The following is a 24451-nucleotide window of genomic DNA, read 5'->3' as shown; positions in this document are numbered from 1 at the left end:
GGGTAATTTTGTTGGGGAAATTAATAATTATATTACTCGGAATATATTCTATCTTAGACTCGCTACTTTCGAGGGGAGTACCTTATTGGCGAGTATCCTATGGTATTGTATTTATGGGGGTTCTTATTGTAACCCTGGTAAAATTGGCAAGAATGCGTGTTGTAAAGATAGATGATCTTATTTATTTAACTTCTAGTATGATCCTCATTTGTTTACCAATAATTTCTATATTTTTACAAGACGTTGTCTTTCTAAAGTATGTAATTGGTGACTTTGTAACTATTTTATTTCCGGTAGTCCTAGTTTTTTTGGGTAGAATTGATTCAAAGATGTTCTTGGATAGGGGGTTAAATAAACTATTATTTGCATTTATGCTTTTAGCTTCGTTAATCGCACCTTTTAATGACTTATGGGGGGGATTAGTTCGTGGGGAGAATAGGTATGATCCACCTCATGTTGTTTTAATAGCTGCAACTTGGGTATTATTATTGTTTGAACAAAGAAATAAAAGAAAAATTTTTTTTATAATATTACTTTTATTATACTTGTCGCTAAGTTATTTCTCAAACGTAAGGACAAGTATATTAACTTGGTTTATAGGAGCTTTAATTTTTTTATATATAAGGGGTTTTAGATTGGGAAGAATAAGGTTTTCGACTATGTTCATTTATGTCTCTATGTTGCTTATTTTTATATTTGGCCTCTTGAATATAGATACAACGAGCCTTATTAATAATATGTATTTGGAGCTTAAAACTACTCGGTTACATACTATTGTGGAAGGAAAAACAGACGAATCATTTATGGGTAGATTAATGGAGGTTAAGGATGTAATTAAAATAACTAAGATGGAGGGTTCTGTGCTGAATATATTAATTGGTCATGGATATGGTGCAACATTTACACCGTACTATTCGTACCCAGAGCCTAATATTACCGAATTTGGTTTAGTGCACAATATTCATATTGGGCCAGTTCAAATGTTCTATAGATATGGTTTATTAGGGTTATTTTTATTCCTATACATCTCGTTTAATATTTTTAAGAATATTATAATCAACAAACGTTTATATGATAAAAACTTGTTAAACCCAATTGTTCTTATATACAACCTATCTTTAATAATTTACTTCATTAACTTTATGTTATTTAACATTTTAATTGATCCTGCTTTTTCATACTGTTTAGCTGGTTTTCTGACTACGAGGAGGAATAACGATGACTAACAAACCTAGAGTAGCGCTGGTTTCAGGATTTTGGGGACAAAATATAGGTAATGCCTTTTTTAATGTAGGTGGAAAGAAAATATTACAAGAAATATTTCCCGAACATGATGTTGACTATATACAGGATCAGCCGGGTTATAGAACTTTTCATAATCAAAGTAAAGGTAACCCCAAGAAAGATATCGGTCTACTCAAATATCTTGATGTAAAATATATTGTTCTACAAGGGCCTATGCTCACAGTAAATTTTAGAAACCTTTGGGAGGATACTTTTAAACATTTAAAGAGGCGTGGAGTTAAGATTATTCTACTTAGTGCTGCAATGTTTAAGCATAATCAAGCAGAAGTTCAGGCTAATAGAGAATTCTTAAAGCAATATCCACCTGAAATATTGTGCACAAGAGATAAACAAACATACGATGCTTTTAAAGATTGTTGTGAAAAATCATATAACGGCATTGATAGTGCTTTTTTTGTTACGAACGCTTATGAACCATTTGTGTTGGATATTAAACCATACATTACCCTGAATTTTGATCGTTTTCCTGAACCTGACATACATTTAAATAATCCCAATAGTAGTACATTTGATTATTCTTTTGAAGCTTTAAATTATAAGTGGAGCCTTAAAATTCCCAAAATACAAAACTGGTTTTCGAAAAAAGGAAAATGGCAGGCATATATTGGTCATTTATTGGATATTAGAAAGCTTCCAGAACAGATAGGAGAATATCTAGTTATTCGACCGGAACATCGTTTCAATCCCCATATCACTTGGAAAGTTTATAAACATCCGAATGCCATAGCATCTGATGAACCATTTACATATTTTACTGTTTATGCGAATACAACCTTGACATTAAGTGATCGTGTGCACGCCTGTGTGGCTACTTTAGCATACGGTAAACCGGCAATGTTATTTACACCATCACCTCGATCCTATTTATTTGATCGGTTAGGTCTGACAGATATTAGAAAAAAGCCGGTTCTACTTAATAAAGATTATTTAGAGGAAGAAAAGAAAAAGCAGTTAGAATTTCTAAAACACGCAGTTGCTAGTAGATGAATAGTAGAATCTCATCCGTATATATAGATAAATATATTACCCATAATGCTTGTTTTGGAAAATGTGAAAATCTAAGATTTAGCGAGATATTCAAAGAAATCTAAGATTATAGAAGGAGGGAGAGTACTATAATGGCTCAGACCGAGATTGTTTCAATCGATAAAAAGGTATCAAGTCACAAAAGTGTGAAAACGACCGGATACGTGTCTAAAAGGATATTTGATTTGGTTGTAGGATTTGCGGCTCTATTGGTGGCCCTTCCTTTCATGATATTGATTGCAATTGCCATTAAGATTGATTCAAAGGGGCCTGTAATATTTGGTCACACCAGGGTTGGAAAAGATGGGAAGAGTTTTAAGTGTTTAAAGTTTCGTACGATGGTAATGAATTCACAGGAAATCCTGGATAATTTATTATTAGAGAATCCCCAACTTCGTGAAGAGTGGGAAAAAGATTTTAAATTAAAAAACGACCCACGGATTACAAGAGTAGGTCATTTCTTAAGAAAAACAAGTTTGGATGAACTTCCGCAGCTGGTTAACGTAATAAAGGGAGAGATGAGTTTAGTAGGGCCGAGACCAATTATTAACAAAGAAGTTCAGAAATATGGAAATTATTATGAGATATATAAAGCGGTTTTACCGGGTATTACTGGTCTTTGGCAAGTTAGTGGTCGGAATGATATTGACTATGAGGAAAGAGTGCAATTGGATGTTAGGTATGTCCGTAATTGGTCATTGTGGATGGATATAAAAATACTAATCCGAACAGCGGGTATTGTTTTGGGTAGAAAAGGTGCTTACTAAGAAAAAACTTGTGTCAAAGCCATCCTAAGGAGGACATAAAATGAAAACTATTATTTTAGCCGGAGGGAACGGTACCAGGTTATGGCCCCTAAGTCGCACTTATTATCCCAAGCAATTTCTCAAACTAAAGAATATGGATCGATCCATCTTTCAAATGTCCTTTGAAAGGTGCTTAAAATTAACAGACTCAGACCAGATATACATAGTAACCAATGCAAATTATAAATTTTTGGTCCTAAGTCAAATTGAAGAATTGGGTTATAAATTTAACGAAAACAATGTTTTAATTGAACCCGTGGGCAAAAACACGCTTCCAGCTATATATTTCGGGGTAAAAGAAATACAAAAACAAGGAGAAGACAAAGTAGCAGTATTCCCTTCCGATAACTTAATTAAAGATGAATTAACCCTCATTAACATAATTAAAAAAGGATTGTCACTAACCAGTGAATATCTAATTACTTTCGGTGTAAAGCCATATAAGCCACATACTGGTTATGGCTATATCAAACCAAGTGATCCCCTAGGGGATGGTTACAAAGTATCTGAATTTAAAGAAAAACCTGATTACGACACAGCTCTTTCTTACATGGAAAATGGATATTTATGGAATAGCGGTATGTTTATGTTCAGGACAGATGTTTTTACTGAGGAAGTAAAAGAGCATTGCCAGGAAGTTTATCAAACATTTAATTTAAAAGATATTAACGAAATGTTTGAAAAAGCACCAAGTATTTCCATAGACTACGGTATTATGGAAAAATCACAGCGAGTAGCCGTAATTCCGCTAGATATTAAATGGAGTGACTTGGGCAGTTTCGATGCTTTCTATGATGAATATCCTAGTGATGAATACGGCAATATCAAGTTTAATGGCGATATATTACTAGAATCAAATAATAACTTGCTTTACACAGGTAAAGACAAATCAGTAGCCTTAATAGGAGTCAATGATTTAATTGTTGTGGATGAAAAAGATACCCTTCTGATATGTAAAAAGAATTATTCGCAAAAGGTTAAAGATGTAGTAGACAAATTAAAATCCAGTAAGAATCAAAGAGTAGATTTTCACTTAACTACCTATAGGCCATGGGGTTCATATACGATTTTAGAAGAAGGGCTCTTTTATAAAATAAAACGCATCACTGTTTTGCCAGGGAAAAAATTGAGCTACCAGCTACACCACCACCGCAGTGAGCACTGGATAGTCGTAAAAGGTGCAGCAAAAGTAACTATAGAAGATGAAGAGTATTTTGTAAGAAGTGGAGAAAGTACCTATGTTCAATCAGGGTATAAACATAGACTAGAAAATCCAGGCAGGGTTCAATTAGAGGTAATTGAAGTGCAACTCGGTGAATATTTAGAAGAAGATGATATTGTTAGGATCGAAGATGATTTTGGTCGTTGTATGTAACGAGTCACGCTCTTTGACGTTAACAAGCCAACCGCCAGTGACGGTGTGATTAATCATGAAAGAAGTTACCTACGATGGCAGTGAAGGATCTAATTTTATCAACGAGTGGCCTTCTCGTCCGTGGGCAATTCATTCCGGCAACGGAAGTGAATTCCTTAGCGATCATCTTCTGCATTTTACAAAACAGGATCCTCTTGAATTCACACGCAGCAGGCCTTACAAAAAACGATAATTGCTCACTCGAGAATAGTAGGAGTTAAGTAACTATAGATATACATGTTGACTGGGAGTGAATCGCATTTATGAAAATATTAGTTATAGGAATTAATTATTACCCAGAAATAACCTCAACAGGTCTATATACTACTCAAATGTGTGAGTGGTTAGTTGAAAAAGGACATACTGTTTCTGTCATAACGGGTTTTCCATATTATCCGAAATGGAAGATCTACGACAGATATGATAATAAATTGTATGATATTGAGTCTGTTAACGGAGTAAACATCTACAGATCTTATGTATATGTACCAGATACAGTTACATCAATAAAAAGAATTATTCATGAATTATCATTTGAATTTTCCAGTATGTTTAACCTTTTAAGACAAATAAGAATGAGCCCAGATGTAGTAATAAGTATAAGTCCTCCATTTTTAATAGGATTACATGGATATTTTGTTTCAGTACTGTTGAATATTCCGTTTGTTTATCATATCCAGGATCTCCAAATCGATGCTGCAGCTGATTTACAAATGATAAAAAATAATAAAGTGCTTAATACTTTAAGGTATGTTGAAAGGTTAATATTGAAAAAGGCAGATTTGATAACAACTATCAGTATGGGTATGAAAGAAAAAATAATAAACAAAGGTATAGATGAAAAAAAAGTTACATTATTCCCAAATTGGGCTGATATAAGAGATGTTAAACCGCTAGAGAAAAATAATGAATTCAGGATAGTAAACGAGATTGACAAAGATGATTTTGTTGTTCTTTACGCAGGTAACATCGGTGAAAAACAGGGCTTAGATTATGTAGTTGATGCTGCTAGTTTATTAATTAATAAAAATATGATTAAGTTCCTTATTGTCGGAGAAGGAGCTAAAAAGGAATGGTTAATAAATCGAGTGAAGAAACTTAATTTACATAATGTACAGTTTCTTGGTATCCAACCAAAGGAAATTTTACCAAATATGCTGAGTGCTGCAGACATATGTTTAGTTCCCCAACAAAAGGATGTTACTGATATTGTGATGCCATCTAAGCTTACAAACATTTTAGCAAGTGGTACTCCAGCTTTGGTATCAGCTAATGAATCCTGTGAAGTTTCAAAAGTTGTCCAAAAATACCAATGTGGTATAGTAATTGAACCAGAGAATCCTGAAGTAATGGCAGAAACAATTGTTAATTTATATAACAATAGAGAGAAACTTAGCGAATTGGGTATTAATGGCAGGAAATATGCTGAAGAATATTTAGATATTGACAAGATATTAGGAAGTTTTGAATCTAAACTAAAAGAATTAAAAGACGGAGGAAAGAACGGATGAAAAAAGCTCTAATTACAGGTATTACGGGTCAAGATGGAGCATATTTAGCTGAGTTCCTGCTAAATAAAGGATATGAGGTTCATGGGATTAAACGTAGAAGTTCATTATTTAATACTACTCGTATAGATCATTTATATAAGGATCCACATGAGGAAAATGTAAGATTTCTATTACATTACGGTGATCTTACTGATGCTACAAATCTTATAAGGATTATTCAGGAAGTACAGCCAGATGAAATATATAATCTAGCAGCACAAAGTCATGTTCAGGTGTCTTTTGAGACACCTGAATATACTGCTAATTCTGATGCCTTGGGAACTTTAAGACTCTTGGAAGCTATTAGAATTCTGGGTTTAACAGAAAGAACGAAGTTTTATCAAGCTTCTACCAGTGAATTGTTTGGTAAAGTACAGGAAATTCCTCAACGGGAGACGACCCCTTTCTATCCCCGCAGTCCGTACGCCGCAGCAAAACTGTATGCTTATTGGATTACCGTAAATTACCGCGAAGCATACAATATCTTTGCGTGTAACGGCATTCTTTTTAACCATGAATCTCCAGTACGTGGAGAGACTTTCGTTACAAGAAAAATTACACGTGCTGTGGCTAGGATTAAGCTTGGGTTACAGGACAAACTTTATCTGGGGAATTTGGATGCGAAAAGAGACTGGGGTTATGCGGGGGACTATGTCAAGGCCATGTGGCTTATGTTACAACAAGAAAAACCAAATGACTATGTAATCGCTACCGGAGAAACCCATTCCGTTAGAGAGTTTGTTGAATTAGCGTTTAAACATGTAGGAATTGATATTTTATGGGAAGGTAATGGCGTAAAGGAAAGAGGGATAGACTCAAAGTCGGGTAATGTTCTAGTTCAAGTTGATCCCCGGTATTTCAGACCGACAGAAGTAGATTTACTTCTTGGGGATTACTCTAAGGCCAAGGAAAAGCTTGGATGGGAGCCTGAGGTTACTTTTGGAAAACTGGTTGAGATAATGATTAAAGAGGATTTAAGGTTAGCTGAAAAGGATCTGTTGTGTGAAAATAACGGGTATACTACTTATAATCCTTATGAGTAGGGAAACGGGTGAATAAAAAATATGGAGAAGACTGCAAAAATATATGTAGCCGGACATGGTGGATTAGTGGGAAGTGCGATAAAACGGAGACTAGAGGGGTTAGGTTATAAGAATCTCGTATATAAGTCCAGTAAAGAATTGGATCTGAGAGATTCTTTGGCAGTTAAGCATTTTTTTGAGTTAGAAAAACCGGAGTATGTTTTTCTAGCTGCAGCAAAAGTAGGTGGAATTCTAGCGAACTCTAAATATCCTGGTCAGTTTATTTATGACAATATTATGATCGAAAGCAACGTAATTCATTCGTCACACTTATATGGAGTTAAAAAGCTTTTATTTCTCGGGAGTTCGTGTATTTATCCCAAGTTTGCACCACAACCCATAAAGGAAGAATATCTATTATCTGGAGAACTGGAACCTACCAACATGCCTTATGCTGTGGCAAAGATTGCCGGGATACAGCTCTGTCAGGCATATAACAGGGAATATAACACCAATTTTATCTCAGTAATGCCGACTAATCTATATGGGCCAAATGATAACTTTGACTTGGAAACTTCCCATGTAATGCCAGCCTTGATTCGCAAATTTCATGAGGCAAAAGTAAACAAGCTCCCTTATGTAGAAGTGTGGGGAACCGGTACCCCCAGACGTGAATTTCTTTACATAGACGATTTGGCAGACGCGTGTATATTCTTAATGGATAAATATAATCAGAATGAAATCATTAATATAGGAGTTGGTGAAGATATTTCCATCAGGGAATTGGCTTTGTTGATTAAAGAAATTGTAGAATATAAAGGAGATATCATTTGGAATACGTCAAAGCCTGATGGAACACCCAGAAAATTACTAGATATAAGTAGGCTTACCAGTCTTGGCTGGAAGGCTAAAGTTTCATTACGAGAAGGAATTTTATTAACGTATAATTGGTTTATAAAGAATTATTATAAAAATGATTAATAATTAACGTTACAGATCAAGGAAGGAGTAGATACTTTGTCCATACTTGTCACCGGAGGAGCAGGATATATAGGCTCTCACACGGTAAGAAAATTAACTGACATTGGTTATAATGTTATAGTCTATGACAGTCTGGAAAAAAGTCATAAAGAGTCTGTAAAGGATATACCCCTCATTGTGGGTAATATTCTTGATGAACAATTATTAGATAGTACGATGAAAAAGTATAATATACAAAGCGTTATTCACTTTGCTGCCTATAGCTTAGTAGGAGAATCGATGGCTGAACCGGAGAAATATTATGTAAACAATGTTTGTGGAACAGTAAATCTCCTAAAAGTTATGCTAAATAATAATATTAAAAGAATAGTATTTTCCTCTACGGCTGCTGTTTACGGAGAACCTCAAGAAATACCCATTACTGAGAATAGTCCTAAAAATCCTACCAATGTATACGGTAAAACAAAACTAATGATTGAGGAGATTCTGAAGGATTATGACTTAGCTTACGGCCTTAAATATATCTCCTTAAGATATTTTAATGCCTGTGGAGCGGATGAAAGCGGGGAAATCGGTGAAGATCACACTCCCGAGACACATTTGATGCCCCTTGTCTTACAAAGTGCCCTTGGCAAGTTACCGGAAATCAGGATATTTGGCACTGATTACCCCACGCCGGACGGTACATGTATCAGGGATTATATTCACGTTAACGATTTGGCGGAGGCTCATATCCTGGCTCTTGAGAAATTGCTTGCTGATGGTCAGTCGGCAGTATATAACCTTGGCAATGGTAATGGTTTTTCAGTGAGGGAAGTTATAAGGGCTGCTGAGGAAGTGGTTGGCAAGCCAATAAAGGTGGTCGAAGGGGAACGTCGGCCCGGGGATCCGGCTGTGCTGGTAGCATCTGCAGAGAAGATTAAAAGGGAACTAGGCTGGCAGCCGAAATATCAAGGATTAAAAGAAATTATTGAAACTGCCTGGAAATGGCATCAGTTACATCCTAATGGTTATAACACAAATGAAAATTTTTAGTTTAATAAATTATGGAGTGGGCTAAGTGGATCAGTTGACGAAGTATTATAAATGGCTCAATCATCCTAACCTGGATGAAACATTAAGAAATGAGCTTAAAGAGGTTGCAGAAAATGAGAGGGAAATCGAAGCAAGGTTCTACAAAGATCTGGAATTCGGTACAGGGGGTTTGCGTGGCATCATCGGAGCGGGGACCAACAGAATGAATATCTATACCGTCCGCAAGGCTACCAAGGGTTTAGCTTTATACATGCATAAAAACATCCGCTGGGATAAGCTGCCCTCGGTAGTTATCGCCTATGACTCCCGCCGGATGTCCCGGGAGTTTGCCGTAGAAGCGGCGAAGGTACTGGCTGATAATGGCATCAAAGCCTTTGTGTTCAAGGAACTGATGCCAACACCGGTACTGTCTTTCGCTGTAAGGGAACTGGAGGCTACTGCAGGGATAGTCATCACCGCCAGCCACAACCCCCCCGAATATAACGGGTACAAGGTCTACTGGTCCGATGGCGGTCAGATTACAGATAATATAGCAAATGCCATTACTCAGGAGATAGCGAAGGTGGTTGATGAGCTTGCGGTGACCGCAATGGACTATGATGAAGCTGTTCTGCGAGGGCTGATAGTCTTTCCAGGGGATGAACTGGTAAAGAAATATATTTCCTATGTAAAGACTTTGTCCTTGCAGCCTGAACTGATAAAGGACCGGGGGCAGGAAATCACTATTGTATATTCGCCACTCCATGGTACCGGGAACAAGCCTGTAACACGCATCCTGAGAGAAATGGGCTTCAGGAATGTACACGTGGTTCCCGAGCAGGAATGTCCCAATGGCAACTTTCCTACGGTAAAATACCCTAATCCTGAGGAGCATGCTGCCTTTGAGCTGAGTATAAAGCTAGGGGAGAAAATTGACGCCGATATCCTGCTGGCTACTGATCCTGATGCAGACCGTGTGGGTGTAGCTGTGAAGGATGATGCGGGCAAATACAGAGTTATCACGGGAAACCAGCTGGGGGCCCTGTTTCTGGAGTATATTCTCTCCCAGAGACAGAACCAGGGATTGCTTCCACCCAATGGTACGGTAATTAAGACCATTGTTACCTCGGAAATTGGCAGATCCATAGCTGCGGCATATGGAATCGAGACCATTGATACCCTGACCGGCTTCAAATATATAGGGGAGAAAATAAAGGAATTCAAGGAGAAAGGTGAACGACAGTTCCTCTTTGGCTATGAGGAAAGCTATGGCTACCTCATTGGTGATGAAGTGCGGGATAAGGATGCCGTTCAGGCTTGTCTTCTGGCTGCGGAGATGGCCCTTTACTATAAAACTAAGGGGCTTACCCTCTATGAACAGCTTCAGCGTATTTTTCGCAAGTACGGTTTCTATCGGGAAGATTTGCTCTCTTTGAACCTGGAAGGGAAAGAGGGGCAGGAGAGAATTGTGAAGGTAATGGAAGATTTCCGAAAAGGTTATATTCTCACCATAGCTGGTAAGGGAATTGTCGCTGTGGAGGATTATCTAAACCAGAGAAGATCATACCTGTTAGAAGGCAGGGAGGAACTAATCAGTCTTCCCAAGTCCAACGTCTTGAAATATATCCTGGAGGATGCTTCCTGGTTGTGCATTCGTCCTTCCGGTACTGAGCCAAAGCTTAAAATCTATTTTGGTGTTTGTGGTGGTAGTGAAGTTGAGGCTAACGATAAATTACTGCAGTTAAAGAATTATATGATAGATATTATGAACCAAGGCAGTGCTGACAGGTTACAGGGAAACTGCTTACGGCTTAATGCTGCCATGTAGATTGAGAAATTTTGTATAAGTATTGGAGTTAAATATGGACAATAAAAAAGTGGGTACGGTAGCTAAAGCTACGCTGGTTATAGCCGTAATCACAGTACTGTCAAAGATACTGGGTTTTGCCCGGGAGGCAGTTATAGCCCAGCAGTTTGGGGCCAACAGTGTTACTGATGCCTTTCTGGTGGTCTTTAACATTCCATATATGTTTAATGGCATACTAAGTTCTGCCCTGGTGGTTGTGGTAGTTCCTATTTTTCTGGAGTACATGGCCAGGGGGCAGGTGCCGGAAGCCAGGAAAATTTTTACTACAGTATTTGTGGTGGCTGTTTTTATCATGGGGATTATTGTTCTCATGGGCATTACTTATTCCGAGTACGTCATCAGGCTATTTGCACCGGGGTTTAACGAGTCAACCCTGGAGCTAGCCTCAGTTTTGGCCATCTTGATCTTTCCGACTATCCTCTTTTTTACTATCACAAACTTCCTAATGGGTGTATTAAACGCAAGTAATATCTTTGCGCCCCCGGCCATGGCCCCCGTTATTCTCAATATAGCGGTCATAGGAGCGGTCTTTACCCTAGGGCGTAATTATGGAATCTACGGTGCAGCTCTAGGTATGTTAGTGGGTACTGCTATGGGGGCCCTTTTTCAGATAATCTTTATTAAGAAGACGAGCTTTCGCTTTATTGGTTTAATCAGTATCAGGGATGAGAGTGTAAAGAAAGTTTTTCGTCTCATGCTGCCCGTTCTCATAGGAAGTGGTGTGGGTCAGTTAAATGTACTCATTTACTATTTCTTTGGTTCGGGTCTAAATGAAGGTTCCATCTCCGCACTGAACTATGCCACAAAGCTGATACTTCTCCCTCAGGGTATATTTGTAATGGCGGTGGGTACAGCCATATTTCCCAGCTTGAGCCGGGCTGTGGCCTTTAAAGAAATGGGCCGGTTTACGGGTACTCTGGCGCGAGGGGCAAAGATGGTCTTCCTCTTTACTGCCCCTGCAGTCATGGGATTAATGATTCTCAGGCATCCCATAGTGGAGCTCCTTTTTAAGCGGGGTGCCTTTGATGAGCGGGCGGTCTATCTTACTACAGGGGCTTTGCTGCTCCTTTCAGTGGGGTTAATCGGTCAGTGCCTGGGGCCAGTCATTACCAGGGGTTTTTATGCTCTGCAGGATACGGTAACCCCTGTGAAGGTGACAGTGGTAACTGTGGCTATAAACCTTGGGCTTTCCGTATTATTGGTTAAAAGCGGTCAGCATCTCGGTCTTGCCCTGGCTAATTCCATAGCCAGTACTGTTAATGCCCTTCTGCTCGTTGCCATATTAGGCAGACGAGTGAAAGGAATTATAAACAAGGAGTTGCTTATCTTTGCCAGCAAGGTAGTTGCTGCTTCCCTGATCATGGGTCTTGCTGTCAGCGGTATGGATGCTATTCTGGTTAAAACCCTCACAGGCAGTAAAATCTTATTGGCCCTAAGGGTGGGGATTGATATTTTCATTGGCTTGATAGTATACCTCCTAACGGGGTTTATCACGAGAATAGATGAATTTAGTTATTTGCTGGATATTACGAAAGTCATTGCGAATAAAGGCAAGGTAGCCTTAAGGACTGGGACCTAGAGCCCCAGTCCCGTTTTATTAGAATTATTTAATAAATAGAGAAGGAATATGCTGTTTCGTGTAGAATAAAGGTTATTAGACACCGTTTTATGGAATTGTGTGTAACCATGTAGCAAAGATTATATCACTGATAAAGGCAAACCTGGCGAAAGCCAGGGACGCAAAGCCACGAGTCTAAAGTCCTTGCGGGGGCCATGATGGTCGGGTTGCCGGTAACCAGGGTGAAGTCAGACTTTACCCCTGTTTTGGTGATTCCTAAAACAGGGTTTTTTCATTTTGATAGCCACTTCAGTAATTGGCTTAAACGTAAAAAAACATGACTGACAGAATGCAAGAGATGTGGTATATTTTTATATGTGATTTTTTTTCAAGGAGAACAATACCTAATGAGAGAAAAGAAAGGCCTTCCCCCATCTAATGATTACGTGAAAGTCTTGGTTTTTGGTGCTCTGATTATATCTTTTATTAGTGTAGTGATGTATTTATTGTATTAGTCCTATATAATAAGATTATTAGTAAAGCCCGATGAGGCAATATGAATGCATTCTATGCGTTTGTATTGCTTCTTATTATTTTTCCATTCACAATCCAACAGTAACAGCCCGGGGGATGCGGCACATATAATCTACTAAAAACATCCTAAAAACCACCCATGCCTAGAAGGCACAACCAATTATGAAAATATGTAGAAGTGATTACAATGGTCTAATTTTCTGCTACATTGGAATTATCAGGGACAAAGGTTGATTGTATTTTGATGGTATAACCTCGACTAAAAACCTAACCTGATTGCCTTTGAGCACGGCCAATTGTCGCCCCTTGTTTTTAAGGACTTGGGAACAGCACGGGTACTAAACTCCATATTTTCTCGGGCAATCATCCCTGAAATCCATTGGAGCAGGAGTGAGTCGTATGCAAGACATTCTGGAAATTTGTTGTGGTCTTGATGTCCACAAGGAAACTGTTGTCGCCTGCTTATTAAAAGGCAATGTTGACGGGGAACCAGTTAAAACCATCCGCACTTTTTCCACCCTTCTTGCTGGACTTGATGAACTAAAAGCCTGGCTGGAAGAGGAAAACTGCCGGAATGTGGCTATGGAAAGTACTGGTGTTTATTGGCAGCCTGTATATAACGTACTGGAAGAAGCCTTTGACGGCAGTATGGTTTTGATTGTTACCAACGCCCGGCACATGAAGAATGTTCCTGGCAAAAAGACCGACATGAAGGACGCTGAATGGATAGCCACTCTCTTGCGTGCCGGATTGTTAGAAGGAAGTTTTATCCCCTCGAAACCTATCCGGGAACTCCGTAATCTGACCCGGTACCGTAAAAGCATCGTCGAGGAAATTACTTCCCAGAAAAATCGGATTGAAAAGCACTTACAAAGCTGCGGCTTTAAGCTGTCAACATTTCTCACCGATATATTCGGCGTATCAGGCCGAGCAATTATAGATCACCTTTGCTGCTACGGGAAGATATCTGCCCGCGAAGTAGAAACATTTGTAAAGGGGCGCGCTAAGAGCAAGCTCCATGAGATCAAACAGGCTGTCAATGGTAAAATGGATGTTCACCAAAGGGAGTTCCTCAAGCTTTTGCTAGGGTGGCTGGATCAGCACTACGAGCATCTTCACCAGGTAGAGCAAAAGCTTGAGGAAAAACTCAAGCAATATCAAAGACAACTGGAGCAACTGGACGGCATCCCGGGGATTGACAAAACCGCCGCTGCTGCAATCTTGGCGGAAATCGGCATTGATATGAGCCGATTCAAAACCGCGGAACATATCTGTTCCTGGGCGGGCTTAAGTCCTGGTAATAATGAAAGTGCAGGAAAAAAAAGTCCACCCGTACCACCCATGGCAACACCTATCTAAAACGAATCCTTTGCGAAATTGCCTGGTGCATCACCCGAATACGCGATAGCTATTTATCGTCTTGGTACTGGAAGATAAAACAACGCCGCGGGGCCAAGAAAGCTCTCATTGCATTAGCCAGAAAGCTCCTCGTGATCATTTACAACTTATTGAAGAAAGATGTTGACTACGACGAGACATCCTTTGAAAAAGCTAAACAAAAACAGGAAAAATTCCGTGTAAAAAGAATTATTGCCGAAGCTAAAAAACTCGGTCTGGAGGTGAGAGAAGTCCAGTAAGCTGTCTAACAGTTATATCCTCCAGAAGGATTAATCCGTCAGATGCATGAACTTGCATCTGCTAGTTCGTTATTGTCTTTTTTGCCTTACAAGCATATTGATTATTTGATAGGGTTATTTTCGTACTAATAAAGGAGAAAGTCTGACATGATTAAAAAAACATGTCCTGCTTGCGGGGGAAATTCCTATTCCGCTTATGATGATCCCGATTGGAAATGCCCTTATTGCGGTGAAAATTTGGGAGATAAAACCTGGACAAATAAGTGTTCCCTTGCTCCGGATAAAAAAGAACGCCATTTGTATCTTGTAGAGGATTTTGACAGTGACCAGGCATCATTAGTTTAACGGTACAGTACATAAGGGGAATCTTCACATGGAAGGTTTCCCTTTTTCTTTTCACTATCTTGGAGGGGCCTGTATGTTTTTCTTATAACTGAATTTTACCGGAGTAATGCCGGGATCATTTATTGTTTTGTCAGGCGTGTGTTTGATGAGATTTCCTCCGTGATTAACACCAATATTGAGCATGCCGCTTAATTCTTTCACATCTATGGTATCAAGTCTGAATTCTAGTTTATCGTTGTGCATCTTTTCGATGATGATTTTCTCTATTACCCAGCTTTTTTGCGCCAGCAAACGGTATAAATCCTCCTGGCTCTTTTCCAGGGCGGTGAGTTTTTCTATCAGCTTATCCATTTTTTCTTCCATGGGTGGTGAAAATTGAGGTTTTGCCAAAATATGCGTTAGCTTGCGCCACAGACAGTTTAGCATAATCCCCTCTCCCTTGCTTAGCGTGAAATGGTATAATTTACGGCATAATACTATATTACGCAAGTTGAAACAGGTTACAGGCAAATAGTAACGGTAAAGTTTACCAGAGTACTTGCAGGAATCATTCTTATTAGATAGGATAGAAGTAAATTAAGAAAAGGAGGATAAAGCATGTTTGAAATAAAAAAGAACATCTACTGGGTAGGCATCAAAGACTGGGAGCTCAGAAAGTTCCACGGTGAAGAATATACCACCCGGCGGGGTTCCACGTATAATTCTTATCTCATCAAAGACCAAAAAACCGTTTTAGTGGATACGGCCTGGGACCCTTTCAAAGAAGAGTATGTGGCGAACCTGGAGAAAAACGTGGGGCTTAAGAATATTGATTACATTGTGGTCAATCACTCGGAAATTGATCATTCGGGGAGTATGGGGCTTTTAATGTCCAAGATCCCCCATACCCCTATCTACTGCACCCAAAACGGGGCCAAGATTTTAAAGAAACACCACCACCAGGATTGGAACATTCAGGTGGTGAAAACCGGGGATACCCTTAGCCTGGGTGAGTATGAACTCATGTTTATTGAAGCTCCCATGCTCCACTGGCCCGACAGCATGTTCACCTATGTCAAGGGAGCCAATGTCCTCTTGTCCAATGATGCCTTTGGGCAGCATTATGCCACCTCTCAGTTTTACAATGACCAGGTGGACCAGTGTGAGCTTTACCAGGAGGCTCTAAAATACTATGCCAATATCCTTACCCCCTTCAGCAAGATGGTAAGGCAGAAGATTGACCAGTTTAAATCCTTAAATCTCCCCGTGGAAATCATTGCTCCCAGTCATGGTGTCATCTGGCGGGACAACCCCCTGCAGATTGTGGACAAGTATTACCAGTGGGCCGGAGACTACCAGGAAGATTTTGTGGCTGTTATTTATGACACCATGTGGGAAGCCACGAAAAAAATGGCCCATGCCATTGCCGAAGGGTTGAAAAGAGAGGGTTTGGCCTATAAAATTATCCATTCCGCCAAGACGGACCATACCGAGCTTATCGCTGATGTTTTCAGGGCCAAAGCCGTCCTTGTGGGGAGTTCTACTGTAAATAACAGCCTCTTATCCTCAGTGGCCGCCGTACTGGAACTGCTGAAGGGCATGAAATTTAAAAACAAAGTGGGGGCTGCTTTCGGCTCTTACGGTTGGAGCGGGGAAGCCGTAAAAAATATTTCCGAGCGACTGGAACAGGCCGGTATCAAGGTAGTGCAGGAAGGGATCCGTGTCCAGTATAATCCCACGGAAGAAGAACTGGCCCAATGTGTGGAGTTCGGCCGGGAGTTTGCGAAAAAACTATAACTTCAAGATTTCCTAGACCAAAGATTTACCTCTTTGGTCTATTTCTTATTTCCCATGTTCTATACGGAAACAGTCCTTCTCCAAGTTTTCCCCGGGTATGAAAATTATGTATAATAAGAAAAGAATGGTAGCGAAAAAGCAGAGGATAAGGAGGGTGATGATGTGAGGAGAAAAATTTCCTTTCTCTTAGTGATATCACTTATACTAAGCCTGTATTATTTCCCTGTACCGGCGGTTGCAGCCCATAGGAATATAAGGATTTTCGGGAGTTATACAGCAGTAACAAATCCGGAGCTTATCCTGCGTGACAATGTGGTAGACAGACCTGTCTCTTATTTTATACGCTTTACGACTCCCCATACTTTAATGGGGGGGAGAGATACCGTTACCCTCAAGTTCCCACAAGGGATTGACATTTCTTCAAATATTACAGCAGGCAATGTCTCTTGCAACAGCCGTGATGTGGCGGGCTTGGATTTATCCAACAATATTTTGACTCTGACTGTACCTTCCGCCGTGAATATCTTAGCGGGAGAAGAAGTGGAAATCGGCATCGCCGGCAGTGTCATCCGCAATCCCCGGGAAGCAGGGTATTATCAGATTGCCCTTTACACCTCTCAGGACACGAAGGAAGTGAAGACAGAGCCCTTTTATATTACCGACTTTGAATACTCCAATGGCGTAAGCAAACCTAAAGTCAGCATCAGCACAGGGGAAAGCGGAAAAGCCCCTGTGTACCGGATCAGTTTTAAAACTTCACCCAACGGCAGATTAACGGGAGGGGTAGATAAGATTTTCCTTACCTTTCCTTCCGGTACGGGGATGCCCGGTTGGGTAGATGGCCGCTGCATAACCATTAACGGGTACACTCTAGCCGGTCAAACCTTGACCATAGAGGGAAATAAAATTACCCTTCAATTGCCGGCGGGGTTAACGATTCCTGCCAACGGGGCCGTGGAGTTAGTGATTTCCTCCGAAGCCCAGATTAAAAATCCCCGGGCTTCCGCCTATAACACCATTAGAGTAGCCACCTCGGCTGAGACACGGGAAATCACCTCTTTCCCGTATAAGACGGAGGAAGGCAGCTCTTCCGCTGAAGAAAGTAAAGCAGGCCTCAGTGTTGTGGTTACCCCCGACGGAGCTGGACAGCAGGCCGCTTATACCATCACCATCAAGCCTGGCCTCCTTTACAGGTTTGACAGTACCATTACCGGGTTAGTTCTGGCTTTTCCCAGCGGTACGGAGATTCCCTCCGCAGTGAGCAAAGAACATGTCAAAGTAAACGGCAGGACTGCCGCCGGAGTTCTGGTAAACACAAAGAAGGGGGAACTAATCTTTACCCTGGACGAAACTTTATCCAGTAATGAGCAAATCGTGATTAGCATCGATAGAGCCGCCGGCATCAAAAATCCCGGACCTGCCCAGTATAAAATGGATGTAGGAGTCTTAAGGAGTGCCGGTACCATTCTTTCCGACTGGTATGTCATTAAAACTGCCTCCTCTTCCGTAATTCCACCCGGCACTACACCTGTTACCGTGAACAAAACGGTACGTTTAAGAGTGGACAGTATTTTGGCCGAGGTGGATAATTTGGTAACCGTGATGGATGCAGCCCCCGCCATTGTCAGCAATGTTACCTTGGTGCCCTTACGTTTCGTGGCTGACGCTCTGGGGGCAACTACCGAATATAACAGTGCAGGCAGCTATGTGACAGTAAAGTATGGAACAAAAGAAATGACACTCTGGGTCAATTCCAAGCTGGCCAAAGTCAATGGTGCTTTTGTTAGCCTGGCGGCCCCTGCCTCCATGATTAACAACAGGTTGATGGTGCCAATCCGTTTTGTCAGTGAAAATTTCGGGGCCCAGGTGGCCTGGGACGGAACGACCCGCAGCATCACCATTACCCAGGGCAACGGGTCCGGCAGCAGTAACTCCACTCCTGTTAATCAATATCCCATTGGCTATAAAGCTTATGTGAAAGCAGAGCACAGCTACGTCAACGTGCGAAGCGGCCCCGGTACCCATTATCCCCTGGCAGGTAAAGTATTAAAAGGAGAATACATGATGATTACGGGGACGGAGGGTGACTGGTATAAGGTTAAACTCACGTCCGGCGAGGCAGCCTGGGTGGCCAGCTGGGTAGTGGATGTGCGAACGTGAACAAGCATGAAGCAGCGGCAATCTTACAGGATATGGGTCTTCTCCCGGAGCTAAAGGGATGTTTTTATTCCTGTGATCAGGCCTGGGATAAAGGAATACCTTCATGGGAAAAAACAATGGTATAAGAAATAAAGCAACAAAGGCCTCTCCCGCTTAGGGAGAGGCCTTTGTTGCTTGAGGGAAAGAATCACTTTCCCTATAAAGGTGTAGGGGGATGAAGAAAGAGTACTTGCCCCCACAATCACAAAATAATTTTATAGATAGAGTTAAATATCCTTATTATTAAATTGTGAAATATTGCGCTAATCCAGAAGGGATTATCAGTTTTAAGTCGAAATATGTTTAACAATACCATAAGCTGAAATTATACTATTTATAAAACGCTAATTTATGCATCATATTAGCAAGATGCTTATGGTACATATAAAGAGCAGCGTGGGAGGTGTAATGATGAAGCTACATGAAGACTGGTGGGCAGTTATCCTGGGTTTGGGCCTTTGTTTTGCGGTGGCTATGAAGTTTATCCCCAAGGTACCCTGGTAAAATAGAAAGAAAGGAAGTTGAAAGATGAGCGTAAATACACAAAAACAGCCTCAATCCCAGCTAATGGGGACCATCATTGGCATTGTTATCATAGCAGCCCTGGCTCTTGTCGTAAACTGGCTCAGTCATAATTCCGCTAAATTTGTGGGCAAAGAATTTTCAAAAGCGCTAGAGTACCCTCTCTGGGCCGCTCTTTTAGGTTTAATAACTAACGCTATCGTTACTGCTACTAACACAAAAGAAATGATTAAGCCTGCCATCCGGACTGAACTCTTCCTCAAAACGGGGCTTGTACTGATGGGTGCAAGTGTGAACCTGGCTGTTATCGTCAGTGTGGGTGGAAAAGGAATTATTCAAGGTCTCATTATGATAACTGCTGTGTTCTTCTTTACCTGGTGGCTCTGTGACAAGTATGGTCTCCCGGAAAGCCTCAAAGCCGTAATGGCCACCGCCATTTCCGTTTGTGGCGTGTCCGCGGCCATTGCCGCAGCAGGTTCTGTGCTGGCCAAAAAAGAAGAACTGGCTTATGTTACGGCTTTGGTTATTTTCACTGCTCTCCCCTTAATGGTACTTATGCCCTGGTTGGCTAACGTGATGGGTCTGCCTCCTGAAGTGGCAGGGGCTTGGTTTGGCGGAAACATTGATACATCAGCTGCAGTAGTGGGTGCCGGTACCATTCACGGGGAGGCAACCGCCAAAATTGCCGCTGTGGTCAAGATGACCCAGAACGCCCTCATCGGTTTCGTAGCCTTTGCTCTGGCCTTCTACTTTACCGTGGTAGTAGAGAAAGGCACCAAGCCCAGTGCCTCCGTAATCTGGGAGCGTTTCCCCAAGTTCGTCCTGGGCTTCGTTTTGACTTCTATTCTTGCCAGTATAAACTTCTTCGATAAAGGTGATTTAACCGCGATCAAGAACCTGCAGCAGTGGGCCTTCAACCTGGCTTTTGTCTGTATCGGTCTGGAGCTCACTTTTGCCGATTTCAAACATATCGGCGGCAAGCCCACAGTGGTGTTCTTAATTGCTACTCTCTTTAACACAGTGCTGGCCCTGGCCTTGGCTTACGTCCTCTTTGGTCTGTTGGCATAAAATAACGATAGTAAAAGGGAACTGCATACGCGGTTCCCTTTTGTGCGCAAAAAGAAGGCCTGCGAGGCCTTCTTTTTGCGTATATTTCCTATCTGATCCAATAATTCGGTTTCGGATGTCCGATTTCCGCTTACCGACATCCGAAATTGTGACCAGAGTCCAGTGTCCGGTGTCCGGTTAATTTACTGGTCACTGGTCACCGGTCACCGATTCCGGTCACTGGTCACCGGTCACCGAAACAGTATCTGCGAACTGCCAACTACCAACTAATCTACGTCCGCACTGCCCCGGTCTCCCTGGCCGCCTTAGCTACTGCGTCAGCTATAATATCTGCTAATGTGCCTGTCATACTGCAGGTAAACAGTGCATACACATAAAAGTAGTGTATTTCACACGTATCTTTGCAGTCTGCTGGGGAGACGGGAGTTATGAGACAGGCCGCATTAAAAGTGATCATCGTATTAATCAAAAGCCTGGGAGTTTTGACAGTCTTTACGGGCTTGGCTCTTATCGGGAACCACCAATTCCTGTGGGGCCTTATTGTCTTTATCGTAGGCATCACTACCCTGGGCTTCCATGAAGAGGGGTGGAACTAGTGGAATTTACCATGAACCATCCGGTGCTCTTTTTTTTACCCATTGTTGTCAGTTTTGTTTTGCACATCGTTATCAGTATGGGTTTAATCATGGAAGCCGGGGCAGGGTTTTATCGTTTCTTCATCTACTATGCCAGTGCAGCTTTTCTCGTGGTTTATCTATTGATGTTCAACCAGGGGGTAACGCTGGCTGCCACCAGGATAGTCATAGATTACCCGGGAAAAAACATTTACCTGGAGAACCAGTATGGTTCGGTGCGTATTCCTGCCGGAAATATCAAGGGAGTTATTGTAGAAAAACAAAAAAATCAATACGAGACCGTGTGGGTGATAAGTCATGAACAGACATTTTATATTGATAGAAAATTCTCCGGCTTTATTAACTTTTTGCCAGCCCTAGAAGCTTTAGTGGATTTAGACGAGCCCCGGTATGCAGGGGATGCCTTGATCTACCCCGCGCGTCATGTTCCCAAAAATACATCCCTGGAAATTACCAGGGACGATAATACGTTGAAAGGCGATACCCTGTATTACCTGCCCTGGATTTTAGTTATGCCTTTCTTTAGCTATAAGCTGGGGATAAAAACCTGGCTGGGCACCAACCGATATCTTCTACTTTATATCCTTACCTATGGTCTGCCGGTTATGCTTTTATCTCTTTTCTTTAATCCCTCCCTTACAGTAAGTATTTTTCTTATATTTTATCCTGTGTATTTGTTGTTTCTCAGTGCCGCTTGTATTCCCGAATAGAAAAATTCTTGAGAACCCTGCGGGGTTCTTTTTTTGGATATACCGGGCCAAAATCACAAATACTAAATTCAAAATCAAAAAGGGGGTTCCGATGCTTTGAAAAGATTGTTTGGGACAGCGGTGGTTGTTCTCACAGTAATCCTTTTCTTTACCGCATATTTCGCGGCCGTGGCCCAGGCGCGACCCTTATACATCGGTGTATCCGGCTCCGATGTGCGGCAAGTGCAGTCAAAGCTTAAAGCCCTGGGTTTTAGCATAGTGAAAATAGACGGAAGATATGGCTGGCAGACTGCCCAGGCGGTAAAAGCTTTCCAAAGGCGTAATGGCCTAAAGGCTGATGGTGTAGTAGGTACAAAGACCTGGAACGCTCTCATGAATAAGGCTAAGCCTGCGGCTGCCCAAAGCAGCCGGGGTGGTACAGTCTCCAGCAATGATGTCTACGTCTTATCGAAAATTATCAGCGGGGAAGCCAGGGGTGAACCCTATGTCGGACAGGTAGCTGTCGGTGCGGTAATAGTGAATCGGGTGAGGAACTCCAACTTTCCCAATACTGTCTATGGTGTCGTTTTTGAACCCGGGGCTTTTGATGCCGTTTCAGACGGGCAGTACTACCGGCCTCCTACGGAATCAGCAGTAAAGGCGGCCCGTGCAGCCATTAATGGCTGGGATCCTACGGGTGGAGCCTTATACTACTGGAATCCGGCTACGGCCACCTCAAGGTGGATCTGGTCCAGGCCCATCATTGCCCGTATCGGTAAACACGTCTTTGCCCGGTAAGTTCGCAGCAGTTTAGTTACTAGTTATTAGTTACTAGTTGCTAGTGGTTTTCGTCGGATGGCGGAAGTCGGAAAGCGGAAAGCGGAAAAGGGACAGGAATGTCCCCAATAAAAGGGGGATTGAGGATGAGGAAATGGCTTTACTGGGTTTTGCCCGGCATCTTAACGGTAGCTTTGTTGGCTACAGGATACTGGGGTTATCGTGAATACCATGCACGGCAGAATTTGCAGAACCGGGCCGAGAGTCTGTACCAGAAATCTTATCATGAATTGAGCTGGCATATTGATACCATTGCTGGACAATTGGCCCAGACGCTCATCAGTTCATCGAAGGAACAGGCTATCTTAGGCTTGGCCACTATCTGGCGTCAGGTCTTTGCCGCTCAAGAGGATCTGGGGGCCTTACCCCTGGCCTTTGTCCCCTTATCGAAAACGGAAAAGTTCCTTTCCGATACAGGGGATGTTTCTTACGCCCTTTTGAACCGGACAGCCCAGGGACAAACGGGGCTTACGGAAAAAGACCTGAAGACAGTGGAACAGCTTTATAACCGGGCCAAAGTCTTAAGGGAGGATTTGGCAAAGGTGGCTTCGCAAATCCTGGATCAAGAGCTGAGCTGGACCCAGGTGGAGGTATCTGCGGTACAGGCTAATGGGGACTTAGTCGATAATACGATTATTGACGGTTTCCAGCTTATGGAGAAAAAAATGGAGGAATACCCGGAATTAAACCTGGATGAAGAGTTTAGCCGGGTAAGGCCCGATGTGAAAAAGGTTAGAGGGAATCAGGATATCAGCGCGGCAGAGGCCCAGAATATTGCCCAAAAATGGTGGTTTTCCCCGGATGACAAACATCAGGCCAGAATCAGCTACGAAGGTGTAGGGGATATTCCCACCTTCGGTATAGAGTTCCCCCCCATGGAAAACGAAAATGTACCTGTTTATGTCGATGTCAGTAAACTGGACGGAACCATCATCTGGGCCATGAAACCGAAGACCGTGGGTGACTTGACCCTGGATTTAAGCGCCGGTGAACGTAATGCTAAAAGTTTCTTGCAGAGCCATGGTTTTAACGATATGGTCCTGGTAGAAGTGGACCAGGGAGATGGGACAGGCATTTATACCTTTGTGCCGCGGCAGGGTGATATCCTTCTTTACCCGGACCAGGTAAAAGTACAGGTGGCCCTGGATAATGGCGAAATTATCGGCTACGAAGGAACACCCTATTATATGTACCATAAAAAAAGGGATTTAGGGTCGCCGCGTATCAGCGAAGCCCAGTTGAAAAAACAAGTGAGTTCCTATTTAAATGTAGAATTAATCCGTCCTGCCTTAATTGCCGATACCTGGGGAAAAGAAATTCTTGCCTGGGAAGTACGGGGGTCCATAGATACGGAGAAGTTTGTTATTTTCTATAACGCCCTCACTGGCAGCGAGGAATCCATTGTACGGATTACGCCGCCGCCTAAATTCGATTTTAATGTAGAAGGCTAAGCAAAAGCTCCGCTTCAGCGGAGCTTTTGAGTTATTTAGTTTGGTAGTAGAAGGACGCTTTCCGATACCCGCTTTCCGAAATCCGATAGCCGAAGTATTAATATTATCTATGAAGCATTCCTATCACTGTCGGAATTCGGAAGTCGGTGATCGGATGTCGGAAGTCGCCGGTTGCGTTGACATCATTCCCGCAGGCAACATATAATTGTGGTAAT

The 24451-nt window shown here is 41.9% G+C and carries 21 protein-coding genes, 1 pseudogene and 1 riboswitch; of the genes and pseudogenes, 21 read left to right on the top strand and 1 reads right to left on the bottom strand.

Features of this window, described 5'->3' with window-relative positions:
• The first annotated feature begins 11 nt into the window (after positions 1 to 11).
• The 13 genes and pseudogenes from BR63_RS12800 to BR63_RS12740 all read left to right on the top strand — a co-directional run bounded on the left by BR63_RS12800 (position 12) and on the right by BR63_RS12740 (position 15059).
• Positions 12 to 1226 carry an O-antigen ligase family protein gene (locus BR63_RS12800; protein ID WP_153802214.1) on the top strand — a complete coding sequence of 405 codons (1215 nt, stop codon included), beginning with the start codon at positions 12 to 14 and terminating at the stop codon, positions 1224 to 1226.
• The gene (locus BR63_RS12795) at positions 1219 to 2292 is read left to right on the top strand and encodes a polysaccharide pyruvyl transferase family protein (protein ID WP_034426282.1); all 1074 of its coding nucleotides are present in this window, start codon (positions 1219 to 1221) and stop codon (positions 2290 to 2292) included. Before BR63_RS12800 ends, BR63_RS12795 begins: the two co-directional genes overlap by 8 nt.
• Positions 2293 to 2423: 131 nt before the next feature.
• Positions 2424 to 3098 carry an exopolysaccharide biosynthesis polyprenyl glycosylphosphotransferase gene (locus BR63_RS12790; protein WP_051966345.1) on the top strand — a complete coding sequence of 225 codons (675 nt, stop codon included), beginning with the start codon at positions 2424 to 2426 and terminating at the stop codon, positions 3096 to 3098.
• A gap of 40 nt (positions 3099 to 3138) precedes the next feature.
• On the top strand, positions 3139 to 4512 hold the full coding sequence (locus BR63_RS12785; protein ID WP_034426285.1) for a mannose-1-phosphate guanylyltransferase/mannose-6-phosphate isomerase: 1374 nt from the start codon (positions 3139 to 3141) through the stop codon (positions 4510 to 4512).
• Between the two features lie 55 nt (positions 4513 to 4567).
• Positions 4568 to 4744 carry a hypothetical protein gene (locus BR63_RS12780; RefSeq protein WP_153802215.1) on the top strand — a complete coding sequence of 59 codons (177 nt, stop codon included), beginning with the start codon at positions 4568 to 4570 and terminating at the stop codon, positions 4742 to 4744.
• A 70-nt stretch (positions 4745 to 4814) separates the two neighbouring features.
• On the top strand, positions 4815 to 6062 hold the full coding sequence (locus BR63_RS12775) for a WcaI family glycosyltransferase (protein ID WP_034426288.1): 1248 nt from the start codon (positions 4815 to 4817) through the stop codon (positions 6060 to 6062).
• Positions 6059 to 7144, top strand: coding sequence for a GDP-mannose 4,6-dehydratase (gene gmd, locus BR63_RS12770; RefSeq protein WP_034426291.1), 1086 nt, complete (start codon positions 6059 to 6061; stop codon positions 7142 to 7144). Before BR63_RS12775 ends, gmd begins: the two co-directional genes overlap by 4 nt.
• 21 nt (positions 7145 to 7165) lie before the next feature.
• Positions 7166 to 8104: a GDP-L-fucose synthase family protein gene (locus BR63_RS12765; protein ID WP_034426294.1), complete on the top strand. Its 939-nt coding sequence runs from the start codon at positions 7166 to 7168 to the stop codon at positions 8102 to 8104.
• A gap of 36 nt (positions 8105 to 8140) precedes the next feature.
• Entirely contained in the window at positions 8141 to 9139 is a 999-nt protein-coding gene (galE, locus tag BR63_RS12760; protein ID WP_034426296.1) for a UDP-glucose 4-epimerase GalE, read from the top strand.
• Positions 9140 to 9164: 25 nt separating this feature from the next.
• Complete coding sequence (locus tag BR63_RS12755) at positions 9165 to 10946, top strand: phospho-sugar mutase (RefSeq protein ID WP_051966346.1); 1782 nt, start codon at positions 9165 to 9167, stop codon at positions 10944 to 10946.
• A gap of 34 nt (positions 10947 to 10980) precedes the next feature.
• Positions 10981 to 12564, top strand: a complete 1584-nt coding sequence (murJ, locus tag BR63_RS12750) for a murein biosynthesis integral membrane protein MurJ (RefSeq protein WP_034426300.1) — start codon at positions 10981 to 10983, stop codon at positions 12562 to 12564.
• 125 nt (positions 12565 to 12689) lie between these two features.
• Positions 12690 to 12778, top strand: a riboswitch (cyclic di-GMP riboswitch).
• Between the two features lie 698 nt (positions 12779 to 13476).
• Positions 13477 to 14714: pseudogene (locus BR63_RS12745) on the top strand (IS110 family RNA-guided transposase).
• Between the two features lie 147 nt (positions 14715 to 14861).
• Positions 14862 to 15059: a hypothetical protein gene (locus tag BR63_RS12740; RefSeq protein WP_034425224.1), complete on the top strand. Its 198-nt coding sequence runs from the start codon at positions 14862 to 14864 to the stop codon at positions 15057 to 15059.
• 54 nt (positions 15060 to 15113) lie between these two features.
• Here BR63_RS12740 and BR63_RS12735 read toward each other — a convergent pair whose 3' ends face one another.
• Positions 15114 to 15485: a hypothetical protein gene (locus tag BR63_RS12735; RefSeq protein ID WP_034425223.1), complete on the bottom strand. Its 372-nt coding sequence runs from the start codon at positions 15483 to 15485 to the stop codon at positions 15114 to 15116.
• 171 nt (positions 15486 to 15656) lie between these two features.
• Here BR63_RS12735 and BR63_RS12730 point away from each other — a divergent pair, with 171 nt between their 5' ends.
• The 8 genes from BR63_RS12730 (at position 15657) to ypeB (ending at position 24236) form a co-directional block, all read left to right on the top strand.
• A complete protein-coding gene (locus BR63_RS12730) occupies positions 15657 to 16835 on the top strand; it encodes an anaerobic nitric oxide reductase flavorubredoxin (protein ID WP_034425222.1) in 1179 nt (392 codons plus the stop codon).
• 162 nt (positions 16836 to 16997) lie between these two features.
• Positions 16998 to 18995, top strand: a complete 1998-nt coding sequence (locus BR63_RS12725; protein ID WP_034425221.1) for a stalk domain-containing protein — start codon at positions 16998 to 17000, stop codon at positions 18993 to 18995.
• Complete coding sequence (locus BR63_RS19785; RefSeq protein ID WP_276568905.1) at positions 18992 to 19120, top strand: hypothetical protein; 129 nt, start codon at positions 18992 to 18994, stop codon at positions 19118 to 19120. Before BR63_RS12725 ends, BR63_RS19785 begins: the two co-directional genes overlap by 4 nt.
• Before the next feature lie 442 nt (positions 19121 to 19562).
• Positions 19563 to 20624 carry a YeiH family protein gene (locus tag BR63_RS12720; RefSeq protein ID WP_034425220.1) on the top strand — a complete coding sequence of 354 codons (1062 nt, stop codon included), beginning with the start codon at positions 19563 to 19565 and terminating at the stop codon, positions 20622 to 20624.
• Between the two features lie 428 nt (positions 20625 to 21052).
• Positions 21053 to 21220 (top strand): hypothetical protein, encoded by a 168-nt coding sequence (locus tag BR63_RS12715; RefSeq protein WP_153802178.1) that lies wholly within the window; start codon positions 21053 to 21055, stop codon positions 21218 to 21220.
• Positions 21220 to 21969, top strand: coding sequence for a hypothetical protein (locus tag BR63_RS12710; RefSeq protein ID WP_034425219.1), 750 nt, complete (start codon positions 21220 to 21222; stop codon positions 21967 to 21969). The genes BR63_RS12715 and BR63_RS12710 overlap by 1 nt, the downstream gene beginning before the upstream one ends.
• 96 nt (positions 21970 to 22065) lie before the next feature.
• Positions 22066 to 22746, top strand: coding sequence for a spore cortex-lytic enzyme (sleB, locus tag BR63_RS12705; protein ID WP_034425218.1), 681 nt, complete (start codon positions 22066 to 22068; stop codon positions 22744 to 22746).
• Between the two features lie 125 nt (positions 22747 to 22871).
• Positions 22872 to 24236 carry a germination protein YpeB gene (gene ypeB, locus BR63_RS12700; RefSeq protein WP_034425217.1) on the top strand — a complete coding sequence of 455 codons (1365 nt, stop codon included), beginning with the start codon at positions 22872 to 22874 and terminating at the stop codon, positions 24234 to 24236.
• Positions 24237 to 24451: the final 215 nt, after the last annotated feature.

The organism is Thermanaerosceptrum fracticalcis (genome assembly GCF_000746025.2).
GTDB classification, from domain to species: domain Bacteria; phylum Bacillota; class Peptococcia; order DRI-13; family DRI-13; genus Thermanaerosceptrum; species Thermanaerosceptrum fracticalcis.
Note: the sequence above shows the minus strand (reverse complement) of the source record. Positions and strands in the feature narration are given on the sequence as shown.